We start from the raw sequence: 22,068 nt of genomic DNA, 5'->3' as shown, positions 1-22,068 counted from the left end.
GGGCAGGCGGACTTCGCAAACGGCTGAGAGCCAGAGAGTCTTTCTCTCAGGCTTTCAGCGGGGTGTTACCCGGCTGTTCAGCGCGCCGGGACGATGACCAGCGTGTCGCCCTGGGTTGTTGCCCCACGGGCACCCGTGTTGCCGGTCGCGCCAGTGGCACCGGTATAGCCGGTGGCACCGGTGGCACCGGTGTAGCCGGTCGCTCCGGTGTCACCGGTGGCGCCCGTACCGCCCGTGGCGCCGGTGTAGCCGGTGGTTCCCGTGGCGCCGGTCGCACCCGTGGCGCCGGTGGCACCGGTCGGGCCTGCAGGCAGCGAGAAGCAGGCGGTGAGCGCCAGTGTGGTCGCGGCGACGGCGATGATTTTGATGGAATGCATGATGGTTCCTTGGTGGCTTACGAGGACCACCCTCACTTGAAGAGCAGCCCTGCAGAGTTGATCAGCCCTCTGACACAGACTTTGAGCGTCGGCAGATCAGGCCATCGCCACGTTTGAGCGGAAATTCGGCCTGGTGGCCTGGAGCTTCCGTCCCGGTGCAGCTTAGACAGGCCATTCGCGCCAGTCGGTGCGCTGGCGCGCTTAGGGTGTGTTCACAGAAGCGCCACCCCCGCGACTGCTTGGGAGCCTGGCTCCCTGCCCTGGGTCAACTCCGTGAATCAGGCTTCCGGGGGGTGTCCAGCATGCGGCCGAGCAGGTCCATCGGCAGCGGGAACACGATGGTCGACGCGCGGTCACCGGCCACCTGGGTCATGGTCTGCAGGTAGCGCAGCTGCATGGCCTCGGGCTGCTGCGACAGCATCTGTGCGGCTTCGAGCAAGGACACGGCGGCCTGCTTCTCGCCTTCGGCGTGGATCACCTTGGCGCGCCGCTCGCGTTCGGCTTCGGCCTGGCGCGCGATGGCGCGCACCATGGACTCGTTCAGGTCGATGTGCTTGATCTCGACGTTGGTCACCTTGATGCCCCAGGCACCCGTCTGCGCGTCCAGGATCTGCTGTACATCGAGGTTCAGCCGCTCGCGCTCGGCCAGCATTTCGTCGAGCTCGTGTTTGCCCAGCACCACGCGCAACGTGGTCTGCGCGAGCTGGCTGGTGGCCATGAGGTAGTTCTCCACCTGGATGATGGCCTTGTCGGGCGCCACCACGCGGAAGAACACCACCGCGTTCACCTTGACCGACACGTTGTCGCGCGAGATCACGTCCTGCGGCTCCACGTCCATGGTGACCACGCGCAGATCGACCCGCACCATCTGCTGCAGGCCGGGAATCACGATCACCAGGCCGGGGCCCTTGACCTTCCAGAACCGGCCCAGCTGGAACACCACGCCGCGTTCGTACTCACGCAGGATGCGAAAAGACGAGGCCAGCAGGATCAGCACAACAGGCACGAGGATCGCGCCAATCCCCAGGTTGAAATCGAACATCGTGGGTGCCTCCTTCAGGTGGATGGTTGGGATGCAGAAGTGTTTCCGGTATCGGGCTGGACATGCAGCAGCAGGTCGTAGCCTGTTGAGCCTTCGCCCTTCGGGCTGCGCTGCGCGCTGGCTTGGGAGCGGCCCGGCACTTCGCCCAGGCCCACCACGCGCACGTGTTGCCCGGGCAGCAGGGGCGCGTCCGAGCGCACCTGCCAGCGCTCGCCATGCACCTCCGCCCAGACCTCATCGCCCTGGACCAGCAATACCTCGCCGAGCGCACCGATCATGTGTTCGCCGCCGCTGACCACCGGCGCGCGGCGCGCCCGCAACGCCATGCCACCGCCCAGCAACACCGCGGCCCCGGCCGTGACGGCGATGCCGAAAATCAACGGCAAGGGCACGCCCATGCCGGGCACATCACTGTCGAACAGCAGCAGTCCGCCCGCAACGAACGCCACGATGCCACCCACGCCGAGCACACCAAAAGACGGGGAAAGCAGTTCCGCGGCCAGCAACGCAAAGCCCAGCAGGATCAGCGCGAGCGCCGCGTAGTTCACCGGCAGCAGCTGCAACGCAAACATGGCCAGCAGCAGACAGACCGCGCCCACGGTGCCGGGCAGGCCAAAGCCCGGTGACGAAAATTCGAACATCAGGCCGTAGATCCCGATCATCAGCAGGATCAAGGCCAGACTCGGGTTGGCGATCACGCCCAGCAGGCGGTGGCGCCAGTCGGGCGGCTGGGCCAGGGTGGTCAGGCCGCGCGTCTGCAGGCGCAGCTCGCCGCCGGCCATGCGCACGGTGCGCCCGTCGATCTGCGCCAGCAGGTCGGCGATGTCCAGGGCCACCACGTCCACGACCTTCTCGCGCAAGGCTTCGGTCGCGCTCAGGCTCGCGGCCTCGCGCACCGCGCGTTCGGCCCACTGCGGATTGCGTCCGTGCTGCAGGGCCAGACCGCGAATGAAAGCGGCTGCGTCGTTGACCTGCTTGGCGGTCATGGCGTCGGCGGGCGATGCGGGCGCTGGCGTATCCGGTGTGCCCTTGGGCGCCGGGGTGGCGGGGTCGGGTCGCTCCCGGGGTGCCTGCGGTGTCCCCGGCATGCCGATGGCCACGGGCGTGGCGGCGCCCAGCGTGGTGACCGGGGCCATGGCAGCGATGTGGCTGGCGTAGAGGATGTAGGTGCCGGCGCTGGCAGCCCGCGCGCCCTGGGGCGTCACGTAGGTGGCCACCGGAACGGGTGAGGCCAGGATGGCCTGGATGATCTGGCGCATCGAGGTGTCGAGTCCGCCGGGCGTGTCCAGCTCCAGCACCACCAGCGGAGCACCCTGTTGCCGGGCATGCTGCAAGCCCCGCACGATGTAGTCCATGCTGGCGGGGCCGATGGCACCCTGCACCGTGAGGACCACCACCGGTTCTGCCCGCGCACCGGTCACCATGAGGGACCACAACAGCACGCCCCACATGCACCAGCCGCGGAGGCTGAAGCGACCCATGGCATGACCTGTTTTCATTGCAGCTCCACAGAGATACCGCTCTCACTGTATGCCTCCTGACGGCAACCACGCAAGCGACCAGCAGCACATCCCTTGATGGGAAGCGGACGTCACCGCCCGGTGACAAACCGATGGGCCCGCCCGCCGCGGCAACGGTCTACCGCGTCAGGTACGCCACCAGCCCTTGCAGGGTGAACAGTTGGGGATAGTCGCTCTCGGGGATGGACACACCGCTGCCCTGGCTCAGGCCGATGATGAAATTGAGGAAGTCCATGGAATCGAGGTCCAGGGTTTCGCGCAGGTCTTCGTGATCGGCGACGGTGCTCAGGTCCGCTTCGGGCGCGATGCCGGCCAGCACGTCGGCGGCCAGCTGTCGGATGTCGGCAGAGTTCATGGGGTGCTTCCATTCAGAGTGTTTCGGGTGTTTGCAAGGCGCGGTGGATGGCCACCAGCAGCTGGCCGCCGAGGTGGCCGTCGCTGGCGCGGTGATCGGCCGCCAGACTGGCGTTCACGATCGGGCGAGGCAGCACCTGCCCATCCACCACCCAGGGCTGCGGCAGCACGCGCCCGAAGCCGACGATGGCCACCTGCGGCGGGTAGATGACGCCCCACACGCTCTCGGCGCCCCGGTCGCCCAGGCTGGAGACGGTGATGGTCGGATCGGTGAGTTCGGAGCTGCGCAGACCACCAGCCCGTGCCCGCTGCACCAGGTCGCGCAGCGCGGTCATGAGCTCGGGCAGGGTTTTCTGGTCGGCGTGGTGGATGGCCGGCGCCACCAGGCCACCACCGCGCAGCGCAATCGCCCAGCCGATGTGGATGCCGTCGCCAGGGCGGAACTGCCCGCTCTCGTAAAAGCCGTTGAGCTGCGGCACATCGCGCAAAGCGAGCGCCGTCGCCTTGAGCAGCAGCACCGCGCTCAGCAGCCTGTCTTGCGGCAGGCGATCGCGGTTCCATTCATCCAGCCAGGCCTGGGCCACAGCGAAATCCACCGTTTCAGCCAGGTAGTAGTGCGGGATCTCGCGTTTGGAGCGGCTCATCGCCGCCGCGATCGCCTGGCGCATCTGGACGGCATCGAAGCCGACCGGCTTCACCCGTTGCGGTGCCACCGCCTGCACGGCCGCTGCTTGGGGTTGTGACGCCGCGCGCTCGACATCGGCCAAGGTGACCGAGCCGTCAATGCCGGTGCCGCACAAGGCTTCTGGCTGCAGCCCGACCGTTTGCGCACGACGGCGCGCTGCAGGGCTGACGCGGGCACGCTGCGGCGTCGCGGCCGGGATCGCAGGCAGGGCCAGCACCGCTGCGGAGGCCTCAACAGGTGCGTCCGCGACCGGCGATGGGATCGCAGACGGCGCGGCTCGCGAGACGAGCGGCGCAGGCGGCACTGAGGCGCCGTCCTCTCCGGCCACCGCCACCCGCGCCAGCACCGCGCCCACCGGCAGGCTTTTGCCCAAGGGCGCGAGTTCACCGATCACGCCGTCGAGAAAAATCTCGACGTCGATGGCACCTTTGTGGGTTTCCACCACCGCGACCACATCCCCCGGCTTCACGCGGGCACCCGGCTCGACGAGCCACTGCACCACGGTGCCGGTCTCCATGTCGGCGCCCAGGGAAGGCATGAGAAATTCGGCCATCCACCCTACCCCACCTTCACCAGACTGCGCACCGCGGCCAGGATGTCGGGCACCTGCGGCAGGCTGGCGGTCTCCATGTGTTCGGCGTAGGGCACCGGCACCTCTCGGGCGCACACACGGCGCACCGGCGCGTCAAGCTCGTAGAGCGCGTCTTCGGCCAGCCGGGCCGCGATTTCGGCCGAAATCGAGCCGCTCTTCCAGCCCTCGTCCACGACCACGCAGTGGTGCGTGCGCGAGACCGATTCGATCACCGTGGCTGTGTCCAGAGGGCGCAGGACCCGCAGGTCGATCACCTCGGCCTCGATGCCCTCGCCCGCCAGCTGCTGCGCCGCGGCCAGGCACTTGGGCAGGCTGTTGCCGTAGCTCACCAGGCTGACATCCTTGCCCAGGCGGCGCACACGCGCGTGTTCAATGTCCACCGCGGTGACGGCCGGGTCCAGCTCGCCCTCGGCGTTGTAGAGCACGATGTGTTCGAAGATCAGCACCGGGCTGGGGTCGGCCAGTGCGGCGGCCAGCATGTGGCGCGCATCTTCCACCGTGCCGGGCACCAGCACCTTGAGCCCCGGGATGTGGGCGAACCAGCCTTCCAGGCTGTGCGAGTGCTGCGCCGCCAGCTGCCGCCCGCCACCGGTGGCCATGCGGATCACCAGCGGCACGGCGAACTGACCGCCCGACATGTGCGGGATGGTGGCGGCGTTGTTCATGATCTGGTCCAGCGCGAGCAGGCTGAAGTTGCAGGTCATGATCTCGACGATGGGTCGCAGACCGGCCAGAGCGGCCCCCACGCCAGCGCCCACAAAGCCGACTTCGGCCAGCGGCGTGTCCACGATGCGAGCGGGACCGAACTCTTCCAGCAGGCCCTTGGTCACGGCGTAGCAGCCACCGTATTTGCCCACGTCCTCGCCCATCACGAAGCAGCGGGCATCGGCCAGCAGCGCGTCGCGGATCGCCTGGCGGCAGGCTTCGCGGTAGGTCATGCGGATCGGGGTGGTGGCGTTCATGATGCCGTCTCCTGCACCACCGAGTCCATCAGCACGAAGCGCTCCAGCTGGTCCACCGGCTCCAGCGTGCCGGCCTCGGCAAACGCCACCGCGGCGTCGATCTCGGTCAGGATGCCGGTATCGATCGCCGCTGCCTCGTCCGGGGTCAGCAGGTGGTTGCCCTCCATCCAGTGGCGCAAGCGCTCGATCGGATCGCGCTGGCGCCAGTCTTCGATCTCGCCCCGTGTGCGGTAGGCCTGGGTGTCGAACATCGAATGCGCGCGGAAGCGGTAGGTGCGGCACTCCAGGAAATACGGGCCGAGGCCGGCGCGCACATGCTCCACGGCGCGCCGCGCGGCGGCGGCCATCTGGACCGGGTCCATCGCATCGACCTGCGCGGAGGCCATGCGGTAGGCGTCGGCCTTGCGGTACACCTCGGTCTGCGACTCCGAATCGGCCAGCGGAACACCCATGGCGTAGAGGTTGTTTTCACACACGAACAGCACCGGCAGCTTCCAGATGGCCGCCAGGTTCATGCTCTCGTGAAAGGCCCCTTCGGCCACCGCGCCCTCGCCAAAGAAACAGGCCGTCACCGCGCCCGGCCGCAGCTGTTTGTCGGCCATGGCGATGCCCACGGCCAGCGGCAGGCCGCCGCCGACGATGGCGTTGCCGCCGAAGAAGCGGTGCTCACGGTGAAACAGGTGCATGGAACCGCCGCGCCCGCGACAACAACCTTCGACCTTGCCCAGCATCTCGGCCATGAGTGGCGCCATCGGCACGCCGCGCGCCAGCGCATGGCCGTGCTCGCGGTAGGTGGCCAACACCGCGTCGCGCGGCTCCAGCGCATCCATCACCCCCACGGCCACCGCCTCCTCGCCGTCGTAAAGGTGCAGGAAACCGCGGATCTTCTGCGCCTGGTAGAGCTCGACGCACTTGGCTTCAAAGCGGCGGATGCGCAGCATCTCGCGGTACAGGTGGTGCAGGTGGGTGCGATCCAAGTGGATCTTGTCGGTCATGGTGCACCCTTCTTCTCATCGCTTTCCAGCGTGGACAGATCACCCTCGGGAAGACCCAGTTCGCGCGCCCTGAGCAGCCGGCGCATGATCTTGCCGCTGCGGGTCTTGGGCAGGTTGTCGCGGAACTCGATCTGCTTGGGCGCCACCGCAGCGCCCAGCCGCTTGCGCGCATGGCCCAGCAGCTCGCGGCGCAGGGCCTCGCCGGCTTCGAAGCCGGGCTTGAGCGCCACGAAGGCCTTCACCACCTCGCCCGCCATCGGGTCGGGAATGCCGATCACGCCCGCCTCGGCGACCGCCGGGTGCTCCATCAGCGCGCTCTCGACCTCGAACGGCCCGATCAGGTGACCGGCGGATTTGATGACGTCGTCGGCCCGGCCGACGAACCAGTAGTAGCCGTCGGCGTCGCGGTGCGCCAGGTCGCCGGTGAGGTACCAGCCGTCGGCGAAACACTTGCGGTAGCGCTCGTCCTCGTGCAGGTAGCCGCGCATCATCGACGGCCAGGGCGTCTTGAGCGCCAGCTCGCCGTCCACATCGGGTGCTTCGATGGGTTCCACGTGCCCGTCCGCCAGGCGGCGCACCACCGCGGCGGTGATGCCGGGCAAGGGCTTGCCCATGGAGCCGGGCTTGATGTCCATGGCCGCGTAGTTGGAGACCATGATGCCGCCGGTTTCGGTCTGCCACCAGTTGTCGTGGAAGGGCCGGCCAAACGCCTTGAGGCCCCAGACCACGGCCTCGGGGTTGAGTGGTTCGCCCACACTGGCCATGAAGCGCAGCGCCGAGAGGTCGACACCCTGCAAGGCCTCGGCGCCGAGCTTCATCATCATGCGGATGGCGGTGGGCGCGGTGTACCAGACGGTTATGCGCTCGCGCTCCAGCACGCCGTACCAGGTCTGCGGATCAAACTCGGCCTCGACCACCACGTTGGTCACGCCACACACCAGCGGCGCGATGATGCCGTAGCTGGTGCCGGTGACCCAGCCCGGGTCGGCCGTGCACCAGAACACATCGTCGTCGTGCAGATCGAGTGCGTAGCGGCCCGTCACCGCATGCGCGAGCACGGCCCCGTGCACGTGCACCGCACCCTTGGGACGGCCGGTGGTGCCGCTGGTGAAGTGCAGCAGGGCCATGGACTCGGGATCGGTGTGCCCGATCGTGTACTGCGTGGACGCCGGCGACACGAGCACACCCCAGGGGTGCACGCCGGCTTCGTCAGCCGGCGCCGCACCGACCACGATCACATGCTTGAGGCCGGGCAGGCGTTCCCGCACATCCCTGATTTTTCTTTGGTAGAGCTCGGGGGTCGTCACCAGCACGCGCGCGTCGCCCATCTCGGCCCGCGTGACGATGGGCTCGGGTCCGAAAGCTGAAAACAGCGGCGTCACCACACAACGCGCCTTGAGCGCACCCAGCACCGCCACATACAGTTCAGGCAGGCGTCCCATCAACACAAACACCCGCTCGCCGGGCATCACACCCAAGTCGTGCAGCGCGTTGGCGAACTGGTTGGTGGACCGTGCGAGCTCGGCGTAGGTGAATTCCTGGCGTTCACCGCTCTTGCCGATCCAGCGGATCGCGACCTTGTCGCCATGGCCATGCAGCAGGTGCCGGTCCACCGCTTCGTGCGCGATGTTCAGGCCAGCGCCGCCCGGCAAACCATCCAGCCACGCGCGAGCGGCTTCCCAGGTGAATTGCGCCACGGCCGCGGCATGGTCCAGCAGGTGCGGCGCAGGCACCAGCGATGAAGGCTGCTTCTGAAGCGTTGTGTTCACCGTTGTCTCCGGTTAGCAGGAACCGGTAGCGTCTGCTGCGGTGGCTCGCCACCGCAGCGGTATCGACCCGGCTCGTTGACTGAAAACAAATGGTCCTCCCACACGGTGCCACCTGTCCAGCCGAATGTACGTCTTCTTGACCCGAATCAAAAACCAGCCAAAGACACCGGCCAGGGGCCGGCCGCGGTCACCTGCTCAGGTCGGTCGAGCCTGCAGTGCGCACAGCACTTCGGCCACCGCCGGCACGATGCTGACCGCGTTGCTGGCGTGGGGAATGCTGTCGGTGCTCCAGATCTGGCCGGCACCGGCTTCGCGGATCAGCCGGACCGCGCCGTCGGCAAACAGCGCGTGCGTGACCGCCACGTCCACCGACGCCGCGCCTGCCTCGCCCAGCAACCGGGTCGCCTGCGCGAGGGTATGGCCGGAACTGGCCACGTCGTCCATCAGCACCACGGCGCGCCCGGCAAACGGCAGGTCGGGCAGCTCGATGTCCACCTCCCGGTCTCCATGTCGCAGCTTGCGGCACACGCCGTGCGCCCAGCCGTGGCGCGCAGCGGCCTGCGCCACCCACTGCAACGACTCTTCGTCCGGGCCGATCAGCAGCACGTCGGGGCGCTGCGTCGCGATGTGGTCGGCCAGCAGCGGCGCACCGCTGAGCACGATGGCATCTTTCACGGGTATGGCCTCTTCCAGCGTCGCCACGCGGTGAAGGTGCGGGTCCACCGTGATCACGGCGTCAAACAGACCGGCCAGGAAGCGGCCGATCACGCGCTGGCTCACCGCTTCGCCGGGGTTGAACGCGATGTCCTGCCGCATGTAGGCCAGGTAGGGCGCCACCAGCGTGAGGTGCACGGCGCCGAGCTGGTGCGCGGTGCGCGCGACCAGCAGGATCTCGACCAGCTTCTCGTTCGGCTGGTGCAGGCCGCGCCAGAACACCACGCGCGGAGGCAGGCTCTCGGGCAGTCGCAGGCGCAACTCGCCGTCCGGAAAGCGGTGGCGCTGAATGACGGCCAGCGTCAGACCCGCCGCAGCGGCAACCGCCTGGGCGATGGTCTGCTCATCGTCAAAACACAGCAGGCAGCCAGCAGAAAGGTCGGGTTGCATCAGAACTCCACAAACACATGGGGCACCTGGTCGGCGTGCCCGAGGCTGAAACCGTTGAAGCGCAGACAGGCCTGGCGGGCGAATTCGAGGTCGGCCGGGTAGCTGGCGTGCACGCGGTAGAGCGTTTCGCCCGCCCGCACCTCGTCGCCCAGCTTTCGCAGCAGGTCCACGCCCGCGCCCTGCACCTTGGGGGCACCGGCCAGGCGGGCAATCTGAGCGATCTGCAGGTTGTCGATGCCGGTCACCACGCCGGCCTGCGCCGCGGTCACTTCGAGCGTGAGCGCGCCCAGCGCCGGGTGCTGGTGATCAAAGTCGCGCGAGCCTTGGGCCTCGATGATGGCCTGCATCTGCGCCAGCGCGCGGCCCGAGTCGAGGATGTCGCGCGCGATGCGAAAGCCGTCGCCACCGCGCACGTCCGGGCTGCATTCGATCAGGCGCCCGGCCAGGCGCAGCGATTTCTGCCGCAGGTCGTTCGGCGCATCGGGGTGGTTCTCCAGCACCCGCATCACGTCGCGCGCCTCCAGCACCGGCCCCACCCCCTGCCCCACGGGCTGTCGGCCATCGGTGATCACCACGTCCAGCGACAGGTGCAGGCGCTGCGCCACGTACTCGAACAACCGGCGCAGGCGCTGCGCCTCGGGCATGGAGCGCACCTTGGCCGTGGGGCCGATGGGAATGTCCAGCACCAGGTGGGTGGCGCCGGCCGCGATCTTCTTGGACAGGATGGACGCCACCATCTGCCCCGGCGAATCGAGCGCCAGCGGCCGCTCCACGGAGATCAGCACGTCGTCAGCCGGTGACAGGTTGGCCGTGCCGCCCCAGGCCAGACAGCCCTTGTGGGTGCGCACAATCTCCGTCAACCGGTCGAACGGCAGTTCCACGTTGGCCAGCACCTCCATGGTGTCGGCCGTGCCCGCGGGCGAGGTGATGGCGCGTGACGATGTCTTGGGAAACACCAGCCCGTAGGCAGCGACGATGGGCACCACCAGCATGGACGTGCGGTTGCCCGGGATGCCGCCGATGCAGTGTTTGTCCACCACCAGCGGCTCGTGCCAGTCCAGCTTGCGGCCGCTGGCCACCATGGCTTCGGTCAGGAAAAACACCTCTTCGCGGTCCAGCTCGCTGCGGTTGCTGGCGACCACGAAAGCGGTGAGCTCGATCTTGGAATAGCGGTGCTGGGCGATATCACCCACGATGGCGTGGAAATCGGCGCGCGTGAGGCGCTCGCCGTTGATCTTGCGGAAAAGCGCAGGGATCGATTCCGCCGGCTCGGCCTGCGACACCGAGGCCGGGTGGCCGTCAGGCACATCCAGCTGGGCGAAGGCGTCTTCCGACACGCCGAGCTGGTTGCAGCCGACGATGGACGCGTCGTCCACCACGTTGAGCGTGGCCAGGATGCGCCTGCCGTTGGCGCGGACTTCCACCTTGGACAGGGCCTGAAAACCCTCGGCCCGGTAGACCGCGCAGTCGCGGTGCAGGTAGGCGACGTTCTCGCGGTAGGTGTCGATGGCCACGCGGCGCAGCATCAGGCTGCCGCGGCCGGGGGTCTCTTGTTCGGGTTGGGCGCTCATGCCCGGCACGATACACCGCCGAAAGCCCGGAGCGATAGCACACAGCGCTCCCGCTGCAGTTTTCCACGGCTCCGGAGCGCCACCCCGAATCATGAAGCGGTGCCCTGGGACTAACTTCCCCTTCGGCGCTAAATGTCTTCATTCGGGATGCGGTGGAACCGGCTTCGCCGGGCCACTCGCATCGCCCCCTGGGGGGTGGCGGCCCGCAGGGCCGGCGCGGGGGGAGCCGTGTTCAGCCGACCACGAGCCGCATCCCGGGCATGAACCGCTCGGACTCGACACGACGCTCCAGCGCCAGCCGCATGTTCATCTGCGCCACCTCGGTGTGTTCAACCGCAAGCGCCTGCGCGCGCGCGCCCTCGCCTCGGCGCAGCGCGTCACACAACATGTGGTGCTGCCGGTGGGCGTAGAGCATCCAGTCGCGGTCCAGCGCCACCGTGCCTTGCATGGGCAACATGGCGGAGGCAGGGGCGAACGGCAGTTTGTCGTTGAGCGCCACGGCGCGTTGCAGCGCCCGGTTGCCGCAGGCGTCCAGGATCATCGCGTGGAAGCGGTCGTTCATGGCCGCGTAGGCGGCGTAGCTTTCGATCGTGAGCGGGCAGTCGGCAAGCAGCCGGTCGCCTTCGTCCAGACAGGCCTGCAGATCGCCCTGCAGCTGGCGCGACACGCCGTGTTCGGCCACCAGGCGCGCCGCCATGCCTTCCAGATGGCCCCGCACGGCGATCGCGTCGGTGACTTCCCGGGCGGTGAACTGGCGCACCAGGTACTTGCCGGTGTCGTTGGCCTCGACCAGCCCTTCCTGCTCCAGCGTGACCAGCGCGGCGCGCACCGGCGTGCGCGATGCCCCCAGGCGCTCGGCCAGTTGTTGCTCAGCCAGTCGCTGGCCGGGCGCGAACTCGCCGCTCAGGATCAGGTCGCGCAGTTGCATCAAAACGGTTTCTTGCAGGCTCATGCCGCAAACTGTACACTGAATCAACAAAACGGGATACCGTTTAGCCACCACCCGCCGAACAGCCCACAGGAGACCCCGCATGAAAGCCGAACAGAACCAGCGCATCACCCAGGTCGGGCCAGGCACACCGGGCGGTGAGCTGCTGCGCCGCTACTGGCAACCGGTGGCGCTGCTCGACGAGTTCAACCCGGCGCTGGACCCGGCCATGGGTGTTCGCCCGGTGAAGGCGGTGCGTGTGCTGGGGCAGGACTTCGTGTTGTTCAGGAACGCGCAGGGGGCGTTCGGCCTGCTCGACCGCGACTGCCCGCACCGCGGTGCCGACCTCGCGTTCGGCCGCAACGAAGGCGACGGCCTGCGCTGCCCCTTCCACGGCTGGAAGTTCGACGTCAGCGGCCAGTGCACCGAGACGCCGGCCGAACCCGCCGGCAGCACGCTGTGCAGCCGCATCCAGCAGCGCAGCTACCCGTTGATCGAAAAAGCGGGCGCGCTGTTCGGCTGGTTCGGCCCGGAAGGCAGCACGCCACCGCCCTTCCCCGCGCTGGACTGTTTTGAAGCACCGGCCACGCACAGCTTCGTGTTCAAGGGCCTGTGGCACTGCAACTGGCTGCAGGCCTTCGAGGTCGGCATCGACCCGGCGCACGCTTCGTACCTGCACCGCTTCTTCAACGACGCCTCGCTCGAAGGCAGCTACGGCAAACAGTTCCGCGGCGCCAGCGTGGGCGAGGTGGGCGGCGAGCGCTGGCCCATGACCAAGGTGATGCGCGAATTCGGCCAGCCCCAGATCAGCTTCACCCAGCAGCCCTATGGCCTGCAGCTGACCGCCCTGCGCCCCATGACCGACGCGCTCACCCACGTGCGCATCACCAACGCGGTGTTCCCGCAGACCTTCGTGATCCCGCTCTCCGAAACCATGACGATCACGCAGATGCACGTGCCGGTGGACGACACGCGCAATCACTGGTTCGCCTTCTTCACCAGTTTCGACCAACCGGTGGACAAGGACACCATGCGCAACCAGCGCCTGGAAGCCGTCACCCTGCCCGACTACATCCCCAAGTCCGGCCGCCACAACAACTGGGGCTTCAACGCGGAAGAGCAGCAGAACCGCACCTACCTGGGCATGGGCGAGGACGACATCAACGTGCACGACCAGTGGGCCTGCGAGAGCATGGGCGCCATCCAGGACCGCACGCGCGAACACCTGGGCACGACCGACAAGGTGATCATGGCGAACCGGCGCATGCTGTTGCAGGCCATGGACACCGTGGAACAAGGCGGCACACCACCCGGCATCGCCGACCCGGCGCTGGCGCCCAACATCACCGGCCCCGACACCGTGGACGGCATCGCCCCCGCCGAGGACTGGCAAACCTGGTGGCAAGACGCGGTGCGCGCCAAGCGCGCAAGCGCGCCCTGGCAGAACACCGCGGTGCAACCCGCGTCCGAAACGGCCGGCGCGAAATGACCCGCTTCGCCGAACGCTGCGGCCTGCACGACGCAGCCCGTGAAGCCGCTTGCCAGGAGACCGCCCGGCTCATCGAAGCCAGCGGCGTCCAGCGCGTACGCCTGGGCTGGTGCGACACCCACGGCATGCTGCGTGGCAAGACGCTGATGGCCCGCGCCGCGATCCAGGCGCTGCGCGATGGTGTCGGCATGGTCGGCACGATGATGCTCAAGGACACGGCCGACCGCACGGCCTGGAAGGTGTTCGAGCCCGACGGCACCAGCGATCTGCCCGGCTTTGCCGGCGCCGCCAACCTGATGCTGCTGCCCGACCCCGCGAGCTTCACCGTGCTGCCCTGGAGCGAGGGCACCGGCTGGCTGCGCTGCCAGCCCTGGTTCCTGAACGCCACCCCGGTGTCCCTGGACAGCCGCCGCGTGCTGCAGCAGGCATTGGCACGGCTGGGGGACACGGGCTACGGCCTCAAGACCGGGCTCGAAGTCGAATTCCACATCTACCGCATCACCGACACCGCGCCGCAACTCGACCCCGAACGCGCCGACTGGCCCGGTTTGCCGCCGCAGGTGGACATGATCCACCCCGGCTACAACCTGCAGTCCGAAGCCATGATCGACATGGCTGACGAACCGCTGGCCATCGTGATGCACACGGCGCAGGCGCTGGGCCTGCCGCTGCAGTCGCTGGAAATCGAACTCGGCCCCAGCCAGGTGGAAGCCGTGTTCGACGCCACCGACGCGCTCACCGCGGCCGACCAGATGGTTCTGTTCCGCAACGGCGTGCGCCAGGCGCTGCGCCGCGCCGGCTACCACGCCACCTTCATGTGCCGCCCGCCGTTTCCCCACATCATGTCCAGCGGCTGGCACCTGCACCAGTCGCTCGTGGACCTCGCCACCGGCCGCAACGCCTGCGTGCGAGAAACGCCCGCACCCGGCAGCGGCCGCGCCGAAGCGCGCCACACGCTGTCGGACGCGGGCGCCCACTGGCTCGCCGGCCTGCTGGCGCACGCCCAGGGCATGACGGCGCTGTGCACGCCCACCGTCAACGGCTTCGGCCGCTTCCGCCCGAACGCGCTCGCGCCCCAGAGCGTGATCTGGGGCCAGGACAACCGCGGTGCCATGCTGCGCGTGGTCGGCGGGCCGGGCGACCGTGCCACCCGCATCGAAAACCGCATCGGCGAACCGGCGGCCAACCCCTACCTGTACATGGCGGCGCAGATCCACGCCGGGCTCGACGGTCTGCTTCGCGAGCTGGCACCGCCGCTCGCCTGCGAAACACCCTACGCAGCCGAGCACCCCAAAATCCCCAGCACCCTCGGCGATGCACTGGGTTGCCTGCGTGCGGATACCGCGCTGATCGCCGGTCTGGGCGACGATGTCGTGCACCACTTCTGTCGTATCAAACAACACGAGATCGACCGCCAGGCCGAGGCCAAGGACAAGACCGACTTCGACCGCCGAGAGTACTTCAGCAGAATCTAGGAAATCCTTTCACCCATGATCCACATCCGTTTCATCGCCGCCGACCAGTCGGTACAGGACATCCAGGGAAAACCGGGCCAGAGCGTCATGGAGGCCGCCGTCGCCGCGAACGTGAGCGGCATCGCCGCCGACTGTGGCGGCACGCTCACCTGCGCCACCTGCCATGTGATCGTCGATCCCGCCTGGGCCGACCGGCTCCCCGCGCCCGGCAACGACGAACAGGGCATGCTCGAATTCACGGCCTCGCCGCGCGCTCCGGGCAGCCGGCTGAGCTGCCAGATCGTGCTCACGCCAGCACTCGACGGCATCGAACTGCGCCTGCCGGCTTCCCAATATTGAGCGTACATGGCTTGCCTATACTGGGCGTTTCAACCCATGCAACCCGCTGCCTGCCGGCAGCCAGGACACCCGCCATGAGCTATGTTTTCACCCCGCCGCCCGTCGTTTCCGTGCCCGTGGTCGGCCGCGCCGAACGCTTCCCGGTCCACCGCATCTACTGCGTGGGCCGCAACTACGAAGAACATGCAAAAGAAATGGGCTTCACCGGCCGCGAGCCGCCGTTCTTCTTTCTCAAACCGGCCGACGCCATCGTGGTCGCCGAAGCCGGCAAAACCGCCGTCATTCCCTACCCCAGCCTCACGTCGAACCTGCACCATGAGATCGAGCTCGTGGTCGCCATCGGCCAGGGTGGGCGTGGCATCCGTGCCGAAGACGCAGCGAAGCACATCTTTGGCTACGCGGTCGGCCTGGACATGACGCGTCGCGACCTGCAGACCGAGATGAAAAAGCAGGGCCGCCCCTGGTGCATCGGCAAGGGCTATGACCAGTCCGCACCCATCGGCCCCATCACCCCCGCGGCCGAGGCGGGCGACATCGGCAACGCCGCGATCTGGGTGCAGGTCAACGGCAGCGACCGCCAGCGCAGCAACGTGAGCAAACTCATCTGGAACATCGCCGAAACCATCGAACACCTGTCCAATGCCTGGGAACTGCAGCCGGGCGACCTGATCTACACCGGCACGCCCGAAGGCGTGGCCGCGGTGGTCAAGGGCGACACCATGAGCGGTGGGGTGGACGGCCTGACCAGCATCAGCGTCAAGGTGGCCTGAAAAAGACGTCAGGGTTAACCAGCAGGGTTGAATACCTACAATTCAACCATCGTGAACTGATTTCACAAAATTAAATCACACAAACCCAGGCGGAATGTCCGCGTTGCGGGTTTGACCTCTGTCCCGCAGCGCAACAAAACGTTTACCGTCACTGGGTCATCAGCCGTCGGCCACCCCATTTCCCCCTACAACACAGGAGAACATCCCATGATCCAGCGCAGAACCCTGCTTCAGTCCGGCGCCGCCGTGGCCTTCGGCGCCCCGGCGCTTGTCGGCTTTGCCCAGCAGACCGTCACCCTCAAGTTCCACACGTTCATGTCGCCGCAGTCCAATGTGTGGCTCAACATGCACAAGGCCTGGATGGACAAAGTCACCAAAGACTCGGGCGGCCGCATCAAGTTCGAGGCCTACCCTGCCATGCAGCTCGGTGGTTCGCCGGTGCAGCTGTACGACCAGGCCAAGGACGGCGTGGTCGACATCGTCTGGACCCTGCCGGGCAACACGCCGGGCCGCTTCCCGCGCATCGAAGTGTTCGAGCTGCCGTTCATGATGAACAACGCCGAAGCCACGTCCAAGGCTTACTGGGAATACGTGCAGACCGTTGCCCAGGACGAGTTCAAGGATGTGCACCCCATCGCCCTGCAGGTGCACGGGCCCGGCATGTTCCACATGCGCGACAAGCAGATCAAAACCGCCGAAGACCTCAAGGGTTCCAAGGTGCGCGGCCCGACCCGCCAGATCACCAAGATGCTCGGCTACCTCGGCGCTTCGCCCGTGGGCATGCCGCTGCCGCAGATTCCCGACGCGCTTTCCAAAGGTGTCATCAACGGCTGCGTGATCCCCTGGGAAGTGGTGCCGGCCGTCAAGGTGCAGGAACTGGCCAAGTTCCACAGCGAGTTCGACCCGGCGGGCGGCGCGCTGTACACCACGACTTTCATCCTGGCCATGAACAAGGCCAAGTACAACGCGCTGCCAGCCGACCTCAAGGCCGTCATCGACAAGAACTCCGGCATGGAAACCTCGGCCTGGCTGGGCAAGGTGCAGCAGGGTGGCGACGCGCCCGGCCGCGAGTCGGCCGTCAAGCTGGGCAACAGCATCTACACCATCCCCGCCGCAGAAGCCCAGGAATTCAAGCGCAAGGCGCGCCTGGTCGAAGTGGAATGGATGCAGGACATGGACAAGCGAGGCTTCAACGGCAAGCAACTGCTGGACACCGCCAAGTCGCTGATCGCCAAACACGGCAAGACCACCAAGGGCTGACCGCCTCCAGCGCCGGGTGCCTTGCACCCCGGTGTCTTGAAGGGCTCCGCAAGGAGCCCTTTTTCATTTCCCCTACACTTTGCAGCATGCACCGCAGCCCCATCCAACACTGCAGAGAATGCGGCGCCGCCGTCACCTACCGACTCCCCGACGACGGTGACACCAAACCCCGCGCCATCTGCACCGTCTGCCACACCGTCCACTATGAAAACCCGCTCAATGTGGTGGGCACCGTGCCGGTGTGGGGCGAGACGGGTGAATACGTGCTGCTCTGCCTGCGCAACATCGAACCGCGCCGTGGCAAATGGACCCTGCCCGCCGGCTTCATGGAACTGGGCGAAACCACGGCCGAAGGCGCGCTGCGTGAAACCGACGAAGAGGCCGGCGCGCAGATCGTGCTGGGCGAACTCTTCACGCTCATGAACGTGGCGCGTGTGGGCCAGGTCCACCTGTACTACCGCGCCCGCCTGCTCAGCGAGCACTTCAACCCCGGCTTCGAAACCATCGAGGCCCGGCTGTTCACCGAAGACCAGATCCCCTGGGACGAGATCGCGTTCCGCACCGTGCGGGAAACGCTGGAGCACTACTTTGCCGACCGCCGGCGCGGGCAGTTCGGCTTCCATGCCTTCGACATCGCCTGAGGGCTGACGGCGCTGGCGATGCAGGGCGGGTCAGGAACGCCGCTGGCGCAACGGCGCCAGCAGATCGCTCAGGCCGTTGTGGTCGATCTCGTGCATCAGTTGCAACAGGCGGCCGACATCACCCTTCGGAAAGCCCTCGCGCGCAAACCAGTTCAGGTAGTTGCCCGGCAGGTCGGCGATGGGCGTGCCCTTGTGTTTGCCGAAGGGCATCTCGGTTGTGATCAGGCGTTCCAGGTCCTCAGCCTTCATCGCTCGGCGCCTCCGCCGTCCAGCCAGGCCCGCACCGCGGTGTGAAACTGGACGGGCTTCTGAAACATCAGCCAGTGCCCGGCGTCAAAGCCCTGCACCTGGCTGCCCGGCGTCGTGCCCAGGGCCGCGAGCCAGCGCGGTGAATGGAACATGAAAGGCTTGCGCCGACCGAAGCAGAACAGCGTGGGGATCTGCGGGCCGAACACCTTGTCCACCCGCGCCACGCCGCGCAGGCCGCCGTACGAGCCGAACCACTGCATGGCGTAGGGATAGTTCATCTGCCAGCCCATGCGCTCGGGCGGGGTGCGGCAACCGATGGTGCGCGCCATGAAGCGCGTCATGCGGTCGGCCAGGCCCGGCAGCCAGCCCCCGAGCTTCCAGGCCACAGCCAGCCAGAGCTGGTAGCCCGCGATCATCAGCTTTTCCTTGGTCTTGAGCGACTTGAGGTAGGCGCCCGAATTGGTGTCGCCAATGTCGGTACCCACCACCCGCACCACGCGCTGCGGGTTTCGTGCCGCGTACTCGTAGCCGAAGAAACAGCCCCAGTCGTGCAGCAGCAGCGTCACCGGCTCGTCCGGGCTCACCGCGTCCACCACGGCAGCCACCAGTTCGCACATCTCATGCACCGACACGGGGCGAGGCGGCTTCGAGAGGTCGAAGCCCGGCAGCGAGAAGCGCACGCAGCGGTAACTGTCGCTCAGCGCCCGCACCGCGCCGTCCCACAGCGCCAGCGTGTCGGGCCAGCCGTGCAGCATCACCACCGTGGGGCCGTGGCCCTCGATCTGCACCGTCAGTCCCTGCACATCGAGGGTTGGGGTCATGGCTTGATGTCCGTCAAATGAAGTGGCGGCGATGGTAGCGCGCGCCAGGGCCTGGCGGTGTCTTGCACGATACTCCCCGGCCATGCACCGAACCATCTTCACCACCCCGGTGGTCAACGCCCTGCTGCGCGGCTTTTCGCTGGCTTTCCTGAAAATGACCGGCTGGACGGTCGAAGGCAGCCTGCCACCGCAGGCGACCCGGAGCGTGTTCATCGCCGCGCCCCACACCAGCAACTGGGACCTGCCCTACACCCTCATGGTGGCCTTCGCCCTGCGCCTGAACCCCTACTGGATGGGCAAGCAAAGCATCTTCAAAGCCCCGTTTGGCGGCCTGATGCGCTGGCTCGGCGGCATCCCGGTGAACCGCGCTCAATCCAGCAACCTGGTGGCCGCTTCGGCCGACGCCATCCGCGCCGCCGACGGACCGCTGCAACTCATCGTGCCGCCCGAAGGCACGCGCAGCAAGACGCGCTACTGGAAGACCGGCTTCTACTACATCGCCCGCACAGCCCAGGTGCCCATCGTCATGGCCTACATGGACTACGCCACCAAACGCAGCGGCCTGGGCCCGCTGTTCCTGCCCACCGGCGACATCGAGGCCGACATGGCCGCGATCAAGGCGTTTTACGCGCCTTTCAAGGGCAAGAACGCGGCGCAGTTTGAAGCCGAGCCGATCGAGTGAGCCTGCAGGTCAACCCGCCTGTTCCGCGCAACGCTCCATGCGCTCACGCCGCTCCTGGCGGAAATTCGGCACCGCCAGGCGCACACCGTCCAGGTCGGTGAAAGGCGTGGTCCGGCTATTTCATTTTTGATTGGAGCTGGATCGTCTCGCCCGCCACCATGAAACGCCCGCGCCCGCGGTGGTGCAAGGTGCGCGCGTCCTTGTGCGCCGGGTCCACCCAGGCCTTCACCACCTCCAGCACAAACAGACCGTACTTCGCCACCATGCCCGTGTCCACCACGCGGCACTCCAGGCTGGCAAAACACTCCTTGATCAACGGTGCGCCCACCACTTTGGCCGGCACCGGCGTGAGCCCGAAGCGCTCGAACTTGTCCACGTTGCGGCCCGATGAATTGCCACACGCCACCACCTGCTCCGCGATCTCCACCGAGGGGATGTTGATCACGCACTCGTGCGACGCCTTGAGCAAGCCATACGAATGGTTGCGCGGGCTGACCACGCAGCCCACCAGCGGCGGCTCGAACTCCAGCATCAGGTGCCACGATTGCACCATCACATCCGTCTGCCCGCCGCTCGCCGTGGTCAGCAGCACCACCGGGCCGGGTTCGAGCAGGGTGTAGGCCTTGGCGAGCGGGAACGATCTTTTGGCCATAGGTGGGCTCCCGTTGCGCAGATTCAGGATGTCGCGCCGAACGCCTCGTGGAAGAGCACCGTGCCGTGCGGCAAGGCATCGGTGAACGGCAGCACCATGAAGTATTCCGGCGGAATGTCCGGGTAGACCAATTGCGGTTGATTGCGGAAGCCGAAACGCCTGTAGTAGCCCGGATCGCCCACCAGCATGATGCCCGCCGCACCCTGCTCGCGCAGCGCCTGCAGCGCGGCCTGCATCAGCGCCGATCCGATGCCCTGCCCTTGGCGAACCGGCAACACCGAAATCGGCCCCAGCCCATGCCAGCCCGGCGTGCCGTCGGCAATGACCACCGGCGAGGTCGCCACATGCCCGACCAGTTCGCCACCCTGCTCCGCCACCAGCGACAGACTCATCGCACCGGCGCGGCGCAGCGCGTTGACGATGAAGGCCTCGGTGTGGCTGGTGTGGGGTGCGTTCAGGAAGGCGGCCGTGGTGAGGGCCGCGATGGCGTCTGCATCGGCGGGCGTTTCGGGCCGGATCATGGTGTAGAGCCGGTCAGGGTCTTTGGGTTTTGGGCGCTGAAGAAGTGGGAGTCAACAGATCAAACCGCTGCGCCCAACCGCCCCACCCCCTCTTCAATCTTCTCCACCCCCACCGTCGCAAACGAGAGGCGCAGGGTCGCGTGGTCGGGGTTCGTGGCGTAGAACGGCGCGCCGGGCACGAAGGCCACGCCTTTTTCAATCGCGCGCTTCGCCAGTTCGCCACCGTCGGCCACCTTGCCGCCCGCACCGGTGAGGCGGGCCCAGACGAACAGGCCGCCCTGGGGTTGCACGAACTCGATGGCGTCGCCCAGCTCGCGACGCAGGGCGTTGCCCATGGCGGTGGCGCGTTCGGCGTAGACGGCGCGCACCTTGGCGAGCGTGGCGGGCATGCGGCCGGCTTTCAGGTACTGCGCAGCGGTGGCCTGGGCAAAGGTGCTGGTGTGGGCGTCGCTGAACTGTTTGCACATGGTCGCCTTGGCCAGCAGCTCGGCCGAGCCGACCATCCAGCCCACGCGCAGGCCGGGGCTCAGCACCTTGCTCAGGGAACCGCAGTGCACCAGCAACTCGCGGCTGCCGGGCACGCTGGCGCTGAGGGCCAGCAGGCTCGGGGGTGGCGCTTCGCCGAAGTAGAGATCGCCGTACGGGTCGTCTTCCACGATCAGCGTGTTGTGCTTCACCGCCATTTCCAGCACGCGCTGGCGCCGCTCCAGGCTGAGCATGGCGCCGCTGGGGTTGCCGAAGGTGGGGATGAGATAGACGAATTTGGGCTTGTGTTCTTCGATCAGCTGCTCCAGCTCGTCGGTCTTCACGCCGTTGCCGTCCACCGGTGCGCTGATGAGCTGCGCGCCGTAGAGACGGAAACACTGGATAGTGGCGAGGAAGGTGGGGCCCTCGACGATGACCTTGTCGCCGGGCGACACGAGCGTCTTGCCCAGCAGGTCCAGCGCCTGCTGGCTGCCGGTGGTGACGATGAGGTCGTTGGCCGTCACACCCTGGTTGCCCTTGCTGGTCATGAACGCGGCGAGCTGTTCGCGCAGCGGGTTGTAACCCTCGGTAGCGCCGTATTGCAGGGCGCCGCCAGGTTCTTCGGTCAGTGCGGCGTTGACGGCTTCGCGGATGCCGTCCACGTCGAACATGGCGCTGTCGGGAAAGCCGCCGGCAAAGCTGATGATGCCGGGCTTGCCCAGCAGCTTGAAGAGTTCGCGGATGGCGGAGGTTTCGACGTTGTTGAGGCGGTCGGCGAATTGCAGAGGCATGGCTGTGTCTCGGT

General features: G+C 67.3%; 23 protein-coding genes. 7 read left to right on the top strand and 16 right to left on the bottom strand.

Annotated elements, in window-relative coordinates; genetic code table 11:
* Positions 1-77 precede the first annotated feature (77 nt).
* From AC0GNO_RS02590 to AC0GNO_RS02540, 11 genes are all read right to left on the bottom strand, one after another.
* Positions 78-377 carry a collagen-like protein gene (locus AC0GNO_RS02590; protein ID WP_472902837.1) on the bottom strand — a complete coding sequence of 100 codons (300 nt, stop codon included), beginning with the start codon at positions 375-377 and terminating at the stop codon, positions 78-80.
* 265 nt (positions 378-642) lie between these two features.
* Positions 643-1,419, bottom strand: coding sequence for a slipin family protein (locus tag AC0GNO_RS02585; protein WP_472902836.1), 777 nt, complete (start codon positions 1,417-1,419; stop codon positions 643-645).
* Between the two features lie 14 nt (positions 1,420-1,433).
* The gene (locus tag AC0GNO_RS02580) at positions 1,434-2,918 is read right to left on the bottom strand and encodes an NfeD family protein (RefSeq protein ID WP_472902835.1); all 1,485 of its coding nucleotides are present in this window, start codon (positions 2,916-2,918) and stop codon (positions 1,434-1,436) included.
* Between the two features lie 139 nt (positions 2,919-3,057).
* A complete protein-coding gene (locus tag AC0GNO_RS02575; RefSeq protein WP_472887148.1) occupies positions 3,058-3,294 on the bottom strand; it encodes an acyl carrier protein in 237 nt (78 codons plus the stop codon).
* Between the two features lie 13 nt (positions 3,295-3,307).
* On the bottom strand, positions 3,308-4,531 hold the full coding sequence (locus tag AC0GNO_RS02570) for a dihydrolipoamide acetyltransferase family protein (RefSeq protein ID WP_472902834.1): 1,224 nt from the start codon (positions 4,529-4,531) through the stop codon (positions 3,308-3,310).
* Between the two features lie 5 nt (positions 4,532-4,536).
* The gene (locus AC0GNO_RS02565; protein ID WP_472902833.1) at positions 4,537-5,532 is read right to left on the bottom strand and encodes an alpha-ketoacid dehydrogenase subunit beta; all 996 of its coding nucleotides are present in this window, start codon (positions 5,530-5,532) and stop codon (positions 4,537-4,539) included.
* The gene (pdhA, locus tag AC0GNO_RS02560; RefSeq protein ID WP_472902832.1) at positions 5,529-6,527 is read right to left on the bottom strand and encodes a pyruvate dehydrogenase (acetyl-transferring) E1 component subunit alpha; all 999 of its coding nucleotides are present in this window, start codon (positions 6,525-6,527) and stop codon (positions 5,529-5,531) included. Before pdhA ends, AC0GNO_RS02565 begins: the two co-directional genes overlap by 4 nt.
* Positions 6,524-8,296, bottom strand: coding sequence for an acetate--CoA ligase (gene acsA, locus AC0GNO_RS02555; RefSeq protein WP_472902831.1), 1,773 nt, complete (start codon positions 8,294-8,296; stop codon positions 6,524-6,526). The genes pdhA and acsA overlap by 4 nt, the downstream gene beginning before the upstream one ends.
* A gap of 195 nt (positions 8,297-8,491) precedes the next feature.
* Complete coding sequence (locus AC0GNO_RS02550) at positions 8,492-9,400, bottom strand: ribose-phosphate diphosphokinase (RefSeq protein ID WP_472902830.1); 909 nt, start codon at positions 9,398-9,400, stop codon at positions 8,492-8,494.
* The gene (locus AC0GNO_RS02545; RefSeq protein ID WP_472902829.1) at positions 9,400-10,971 is read right to left on the bottom strand and encodes a thymidine phosphorylase family protein; all 1,572 of its coding nucleotides are present in this window, start codon (positions 10,969-10,971) and stop codon (positions 9,400-9,402) included. Before AC0GNO_RS02545 ends, AC0GNO_RS02550 begins: the two co-directional genes overlap by 1 nt.
* 232 nt (positions 10,972-11,203) lie before the next feature.
* Positions 11,204-11,923: a GntR family transcriptional regulator gene (locus AC0GNO_RS02540; RefSeq protein WP_472902828.1), complete on the bottom strand. Its 720-nt coding sequence runs from the start codon at positions 11,921-11,923 to the stop codon at positions 11,204-11,206.
* A 79-nt stretch (positions 11,924-12,002) separates the two neighbouring features.
* On the opposite strand from AC0GNO_RS02540, the gene AC0GNO_RS02535 reads away from it, so the two are divergent.
* The 6 genes from AC0GNO_RS02535 (at position 12,003) to AC0GNO_RS02510 (ending at position 17,873) form a co-directional block, all read left to right on the top strand.
* The gene (locus tag AC0GNO_RS02535; protein WP_472902827.1) at positions 12,003-13,388 is read left to right on the top strand and encodes a Rieske 2Fe-2S domain-containing protein; all 1,386 of its coding nucleotides are present in this window, start codon (positions 12,003-12,005) and stop codon (positions 13,386-13,388) included.
* Positions 13,385-14,863, top strand: coding sequence for a glutamine synthetase family protein (locus AC0GNO_RS02530; RefSeq protein WP_472902826.1), 1,479 nt, complete (start codon positions 13,385-13,387; stop codon positions 14,861-14,863). Before AC0GNO_RS02535 ends, AC0GNO_RS02530 begins: the two co-directional genes overlap by 4 nt.
* Before the next feature lie 15 nt (positions 14,864-14,878).
* The gene (locus AC0GNO_RS02525) at positions 14,879-15,202 is read left to right on the top strand and encodes a 2Fe-2S iron-sulfur cluster-binding protein (protein ID WP_472887158.1); all 324 of its coding nucleotides are present in this window, start codon (positions 14,879-14,881) and stop codon (positions 15,200-15,202) included.
* 74 nt (positions 15,203-15,276) lie between these two features.
* Positions 15,277-15,972, top strand: a complete 696-nt coding sequence (locus tag AC0GNO_RS02520) for a fumarylacetoacetate hydrolase family protein (protein ID WP_472902825.1) — start codon at positions 15,277-15,279, stop codon at positions 15,970-15,972.
* Positions 15,973-16,179: 207 nt separating this feature from the next.
* Positions 16,180-17,232: a TRAP transporter substrate-binding protein gene (locus AC0GNO_RS02515; RefSeq protein WP_472887160.1), complete on the top strand. Its 1,053-nt coding sequence runs from the start codon at positions 16,180-16,182 to the stop codon at positions 17,230-17,232.
* Between the two features lie 86 nt (positions 17,233-17,318).
* Entirely contained in the window at positions 17,319-17,873 is a 555-nt protein-coding gene (locus AC0GNO_RS02510) for an NUDIX hydrolase (protein WP_472887161.1), read from the top strand.
* Between the two features lie 30 nt (positions 17,874-17,903).
* On the opposite strand, the gene AC0GNO_RS02505 is transcribed toward AC0GNO_RS02510, so the two are convergent.
* Entirely contained in the window at positions 17,904-18,122 is a 219-nt protein-coding gene (locus AC0GNO_RS02505) for a DUF3820 family protein (RefSeq protein ID WP_472887162.1), read from the bottom strand.
* Positions 18,119-18,943, bottom strand: coding sequence for an alpha/beta fold hydrolase (locus AC0GNO_RS02500; RefSeq protein WP_472902824.1), 825 nt, complete (start codon positions 18,941-18,943; stop codon positions 18,119-18,121). Before AC0GNO_RS02500 ends, AC0GNO_RS02505 begins: the two co-directional genes overlap by 4 nt.
* 82 nt (positions 18,944-19,025) lie before the next feature.
* On the opposite strand from AC0GNO_RS02500, the gene AC0GNO_RS02495 reads away from it, so the two are divergent.
* Positions 19,026-19,625 (top strand): lysophospholipid acyltransferase family protein, encoded by a 600-nt coding sequence (locus AC0GNO_RS02495; protein WP_472902823.1) that lies wholly within the window; start codon positions 19,026-19,028, stop codon positions 19,623-19,625.
* A 115-nt stretch (positions 19,626-19,740) separates the two neighbouring features.
* Here AC0GNO_RS02495 and AC0GNO_RS02490 read toward each other — a convergent pair whose 3' ends face one another.
* The 3 genes from AC0GNO_RS02490 to AC0GNO_RS02480 are packed head-to-tail and all read right to left on the bottom strand — an operon-like array spanning position 19,741 to position 22,048.
* Positions 19,741-20,277, bottom strand: coding sequence for a flavin reductase family protein (locus AC0GNO_RS02490; RefSeq protein ID WP_472902822.1), 537 nt, complete (start codon positions 20,275-20,277; stop codon positions 19,741-19,743).
* Positions 20,278-20,300: 23 nt separating this feature from the next.
* Positions 20,301-20,798, bottom strand: a complete 498-nt coding sequence (locus AC0GNO_RS02485; protein ID WP_472902821.1) for a GNAT family N-acetyltransferase — start codon at positions 20,796-20,798, stop codon at positions 20,301-20,303.
* A gap of 59 nt (positions 20,799-20,857) precedes the next feature.
* Positions 20,858-22,048: an aminotransferase-like domain-containing protein gene (locus AC0GNO_RS02480; RefSeq protein ID WP_472902988.1), complete on the bottom strand. Its 1,191-nt coding sequence runs from the start codon at positions 22,046-22,048 to the stop codon at positions 20,858-20,860.
* Between the last annotated feature and the right edge of the window lie 20 nt (positions 22,049-22,068).

It is taken from the genome of Hydrogenophaga sp. L310, from assembly GCF_055703065.1.
This window is presented reverse-complemented; position numbering and strand designations above follow the sequence as displayed.

What these genes read in the sequence shown, in the direction of transcription:
- AC0GNO_RS02590 (WP_472902837.1), bottom strand. Translation starts at nt 377, where the DNA reads ATGCATTCCATCAAAATCATCGCCGTCGCCGCGACCACACTGGCGCTC.
- AC0GNO_RS02585 (WP_472902836.1), bottom strand. Translation starts at nt 1,419, where the DNA reads ATGTTCGATTTCAACCTGGGGATTGGCGCGATCCTCGTGCCTGTTGTG.
- AC0GNO_RS02580 (WP_472902835.1), bottom strand. Translation starts at nt 2,918, where the DNA reads ATGAAAACAGGTCATGCCATGGGTCGCTTCAGCCTCCGCGGCTGGTGC.
- AC0GNO_RS02575 (WP_472887148.1), bottom strand. Translation starts at nt 3,294, where the DNA reads ATGAACTCTGCCGACATCCGACAGCTGGCCGCCGACGTGCTGGCCGGC.
- AC0GNO_RS02570 (WP_472902834.1), bottom strand. Translation starts at nt 4,531, where the DNA reads ATGGCCGAATTTCTCATGCCTTCCCTGGGCGCCGACATGGAGACCGGC.
- AC0GNO_RS02565 (WP_472902833.1), bottom strand. Translation starts at nt 5,532, where the DNA reads ATGAACGCCACCACCCCGATCCGCATGACCTACCGCGAAGCCTGCCGC.
- pdhA (WP_472902832.1), bottom strand. Translation starts at nt 6,527, where the DNA reads ATGACCGACAAGATCCACTTGGATCGCACCCACCTGCACCACCTGTAC.
- AC0GNO_RS02550 (WP_472902830.1), bottom strand. Translation starts at nt 9,400, where the DNA reads ATGCAACCCGACCTTTCTGCTGGCTGCCTGCTGTGTTTTGACGATGAG.
- AC0GNO_RS02545 (WP_472902829.1), bottom strand. Translation starts at nt 10,971, where the DNA reads ATGAGCGCCCAACCCGAACAAGAGACCCCCGGCCGCGGCAGCCTGATG.
- AC0GNO_RS02540 (WP_472902828.1), bottom strand. Translation starts at nt 11,923, where the DNA reads ATGAGCCTGCAAGAAACCGTTTTGATGCAACTGCGCGACCTGATCCTG.
- AC0GNO_RS02535 (WP_472902827.1), top strand. Translation starts at nt 12,003, where the DNA reads ATGAAAGCCGAACAGAACCAGCGCATCACCCAGGTCGGGCCAGGCACA.
- AC0GNO_RS02530 (WP_472902826.1), top strand. Translation starts at nt 13,385, where the DNA reads ATGACCCGCTTCGCCGAACGCTGCGGCCTGCACGACGCAGCCCGTGAA.
- AC0GNO_RS02525 (WP_472887158.1), top strand. Translation starts at nt 14,879, where the DNA reads ATGATCCACATCCGTTTCATCGCCGCCGACCAGTCGGTACAGGACATC.
- AC0GNO_RS02520 (WP_472902825.1), top strand. Translation starts at nt 15,277, where the DNA reads ATGAGCTATGTTTTCACCCCGCCGCCCGTCGTTTCCGTGCCCGTGGTC.
- AC0GNO_RS02515 (WP_472887160.1), top strand. Translation starts at nt 16,180, where the DNA reads ATGATCCAGCGCAGAACCCTGCTTCAGTCCGGCGCCGCCGTGGCCTTC.
- AC0GNO_RS02510 (WP_472887161.1), top strand. Translation starts at nt 17,319, where the DNA reads ATGCACCGCAGCCCCATCCAACACTGCAGAGAATGCGGCGCCGCCGTC.
- AC0GNO_RS02505 (WP_472887162.1), bottom strand. Translation starts at nt 18,122, where the DNA reads ATGAAGGCTGAGGACCTGGAACGCCTGATCACAACCGAGATGCCCTTC.
- AC0GNO_RS02500 (WP_472902824.1), bottom strand. Translation starts at nt 18,943, where the DNA reads ATGACCCCAACCCTCGATGTGCAGGGACTGACGGTGCAGATCGAGGGC.
- AC0GNO_RS02495 (WP_472902823.1), top strand. Translation starts at nt 19,026, where the DNA reads ATGCACCGAACCATCTTCACCACCCCGGTGGTCAACGCCCTGCTGCGC.
- AC0GNO_RS02490 (WP_472902822.1), bottom strand. Translation starts at nt 20,277, where the DNA reads ATGGCCAAAAGATCGTTCCCGCTCGCCAAGGCCTACACCCTGCTCGAA.
- AC0GNO_RS02485 (WP_472902821.1), bottom strand. Translation starts at nt 20,798, where the DNA reads ATGATCCGGCCCGAAACGCCCGCCGATGCAGACGCCATCGCGGCCCTC.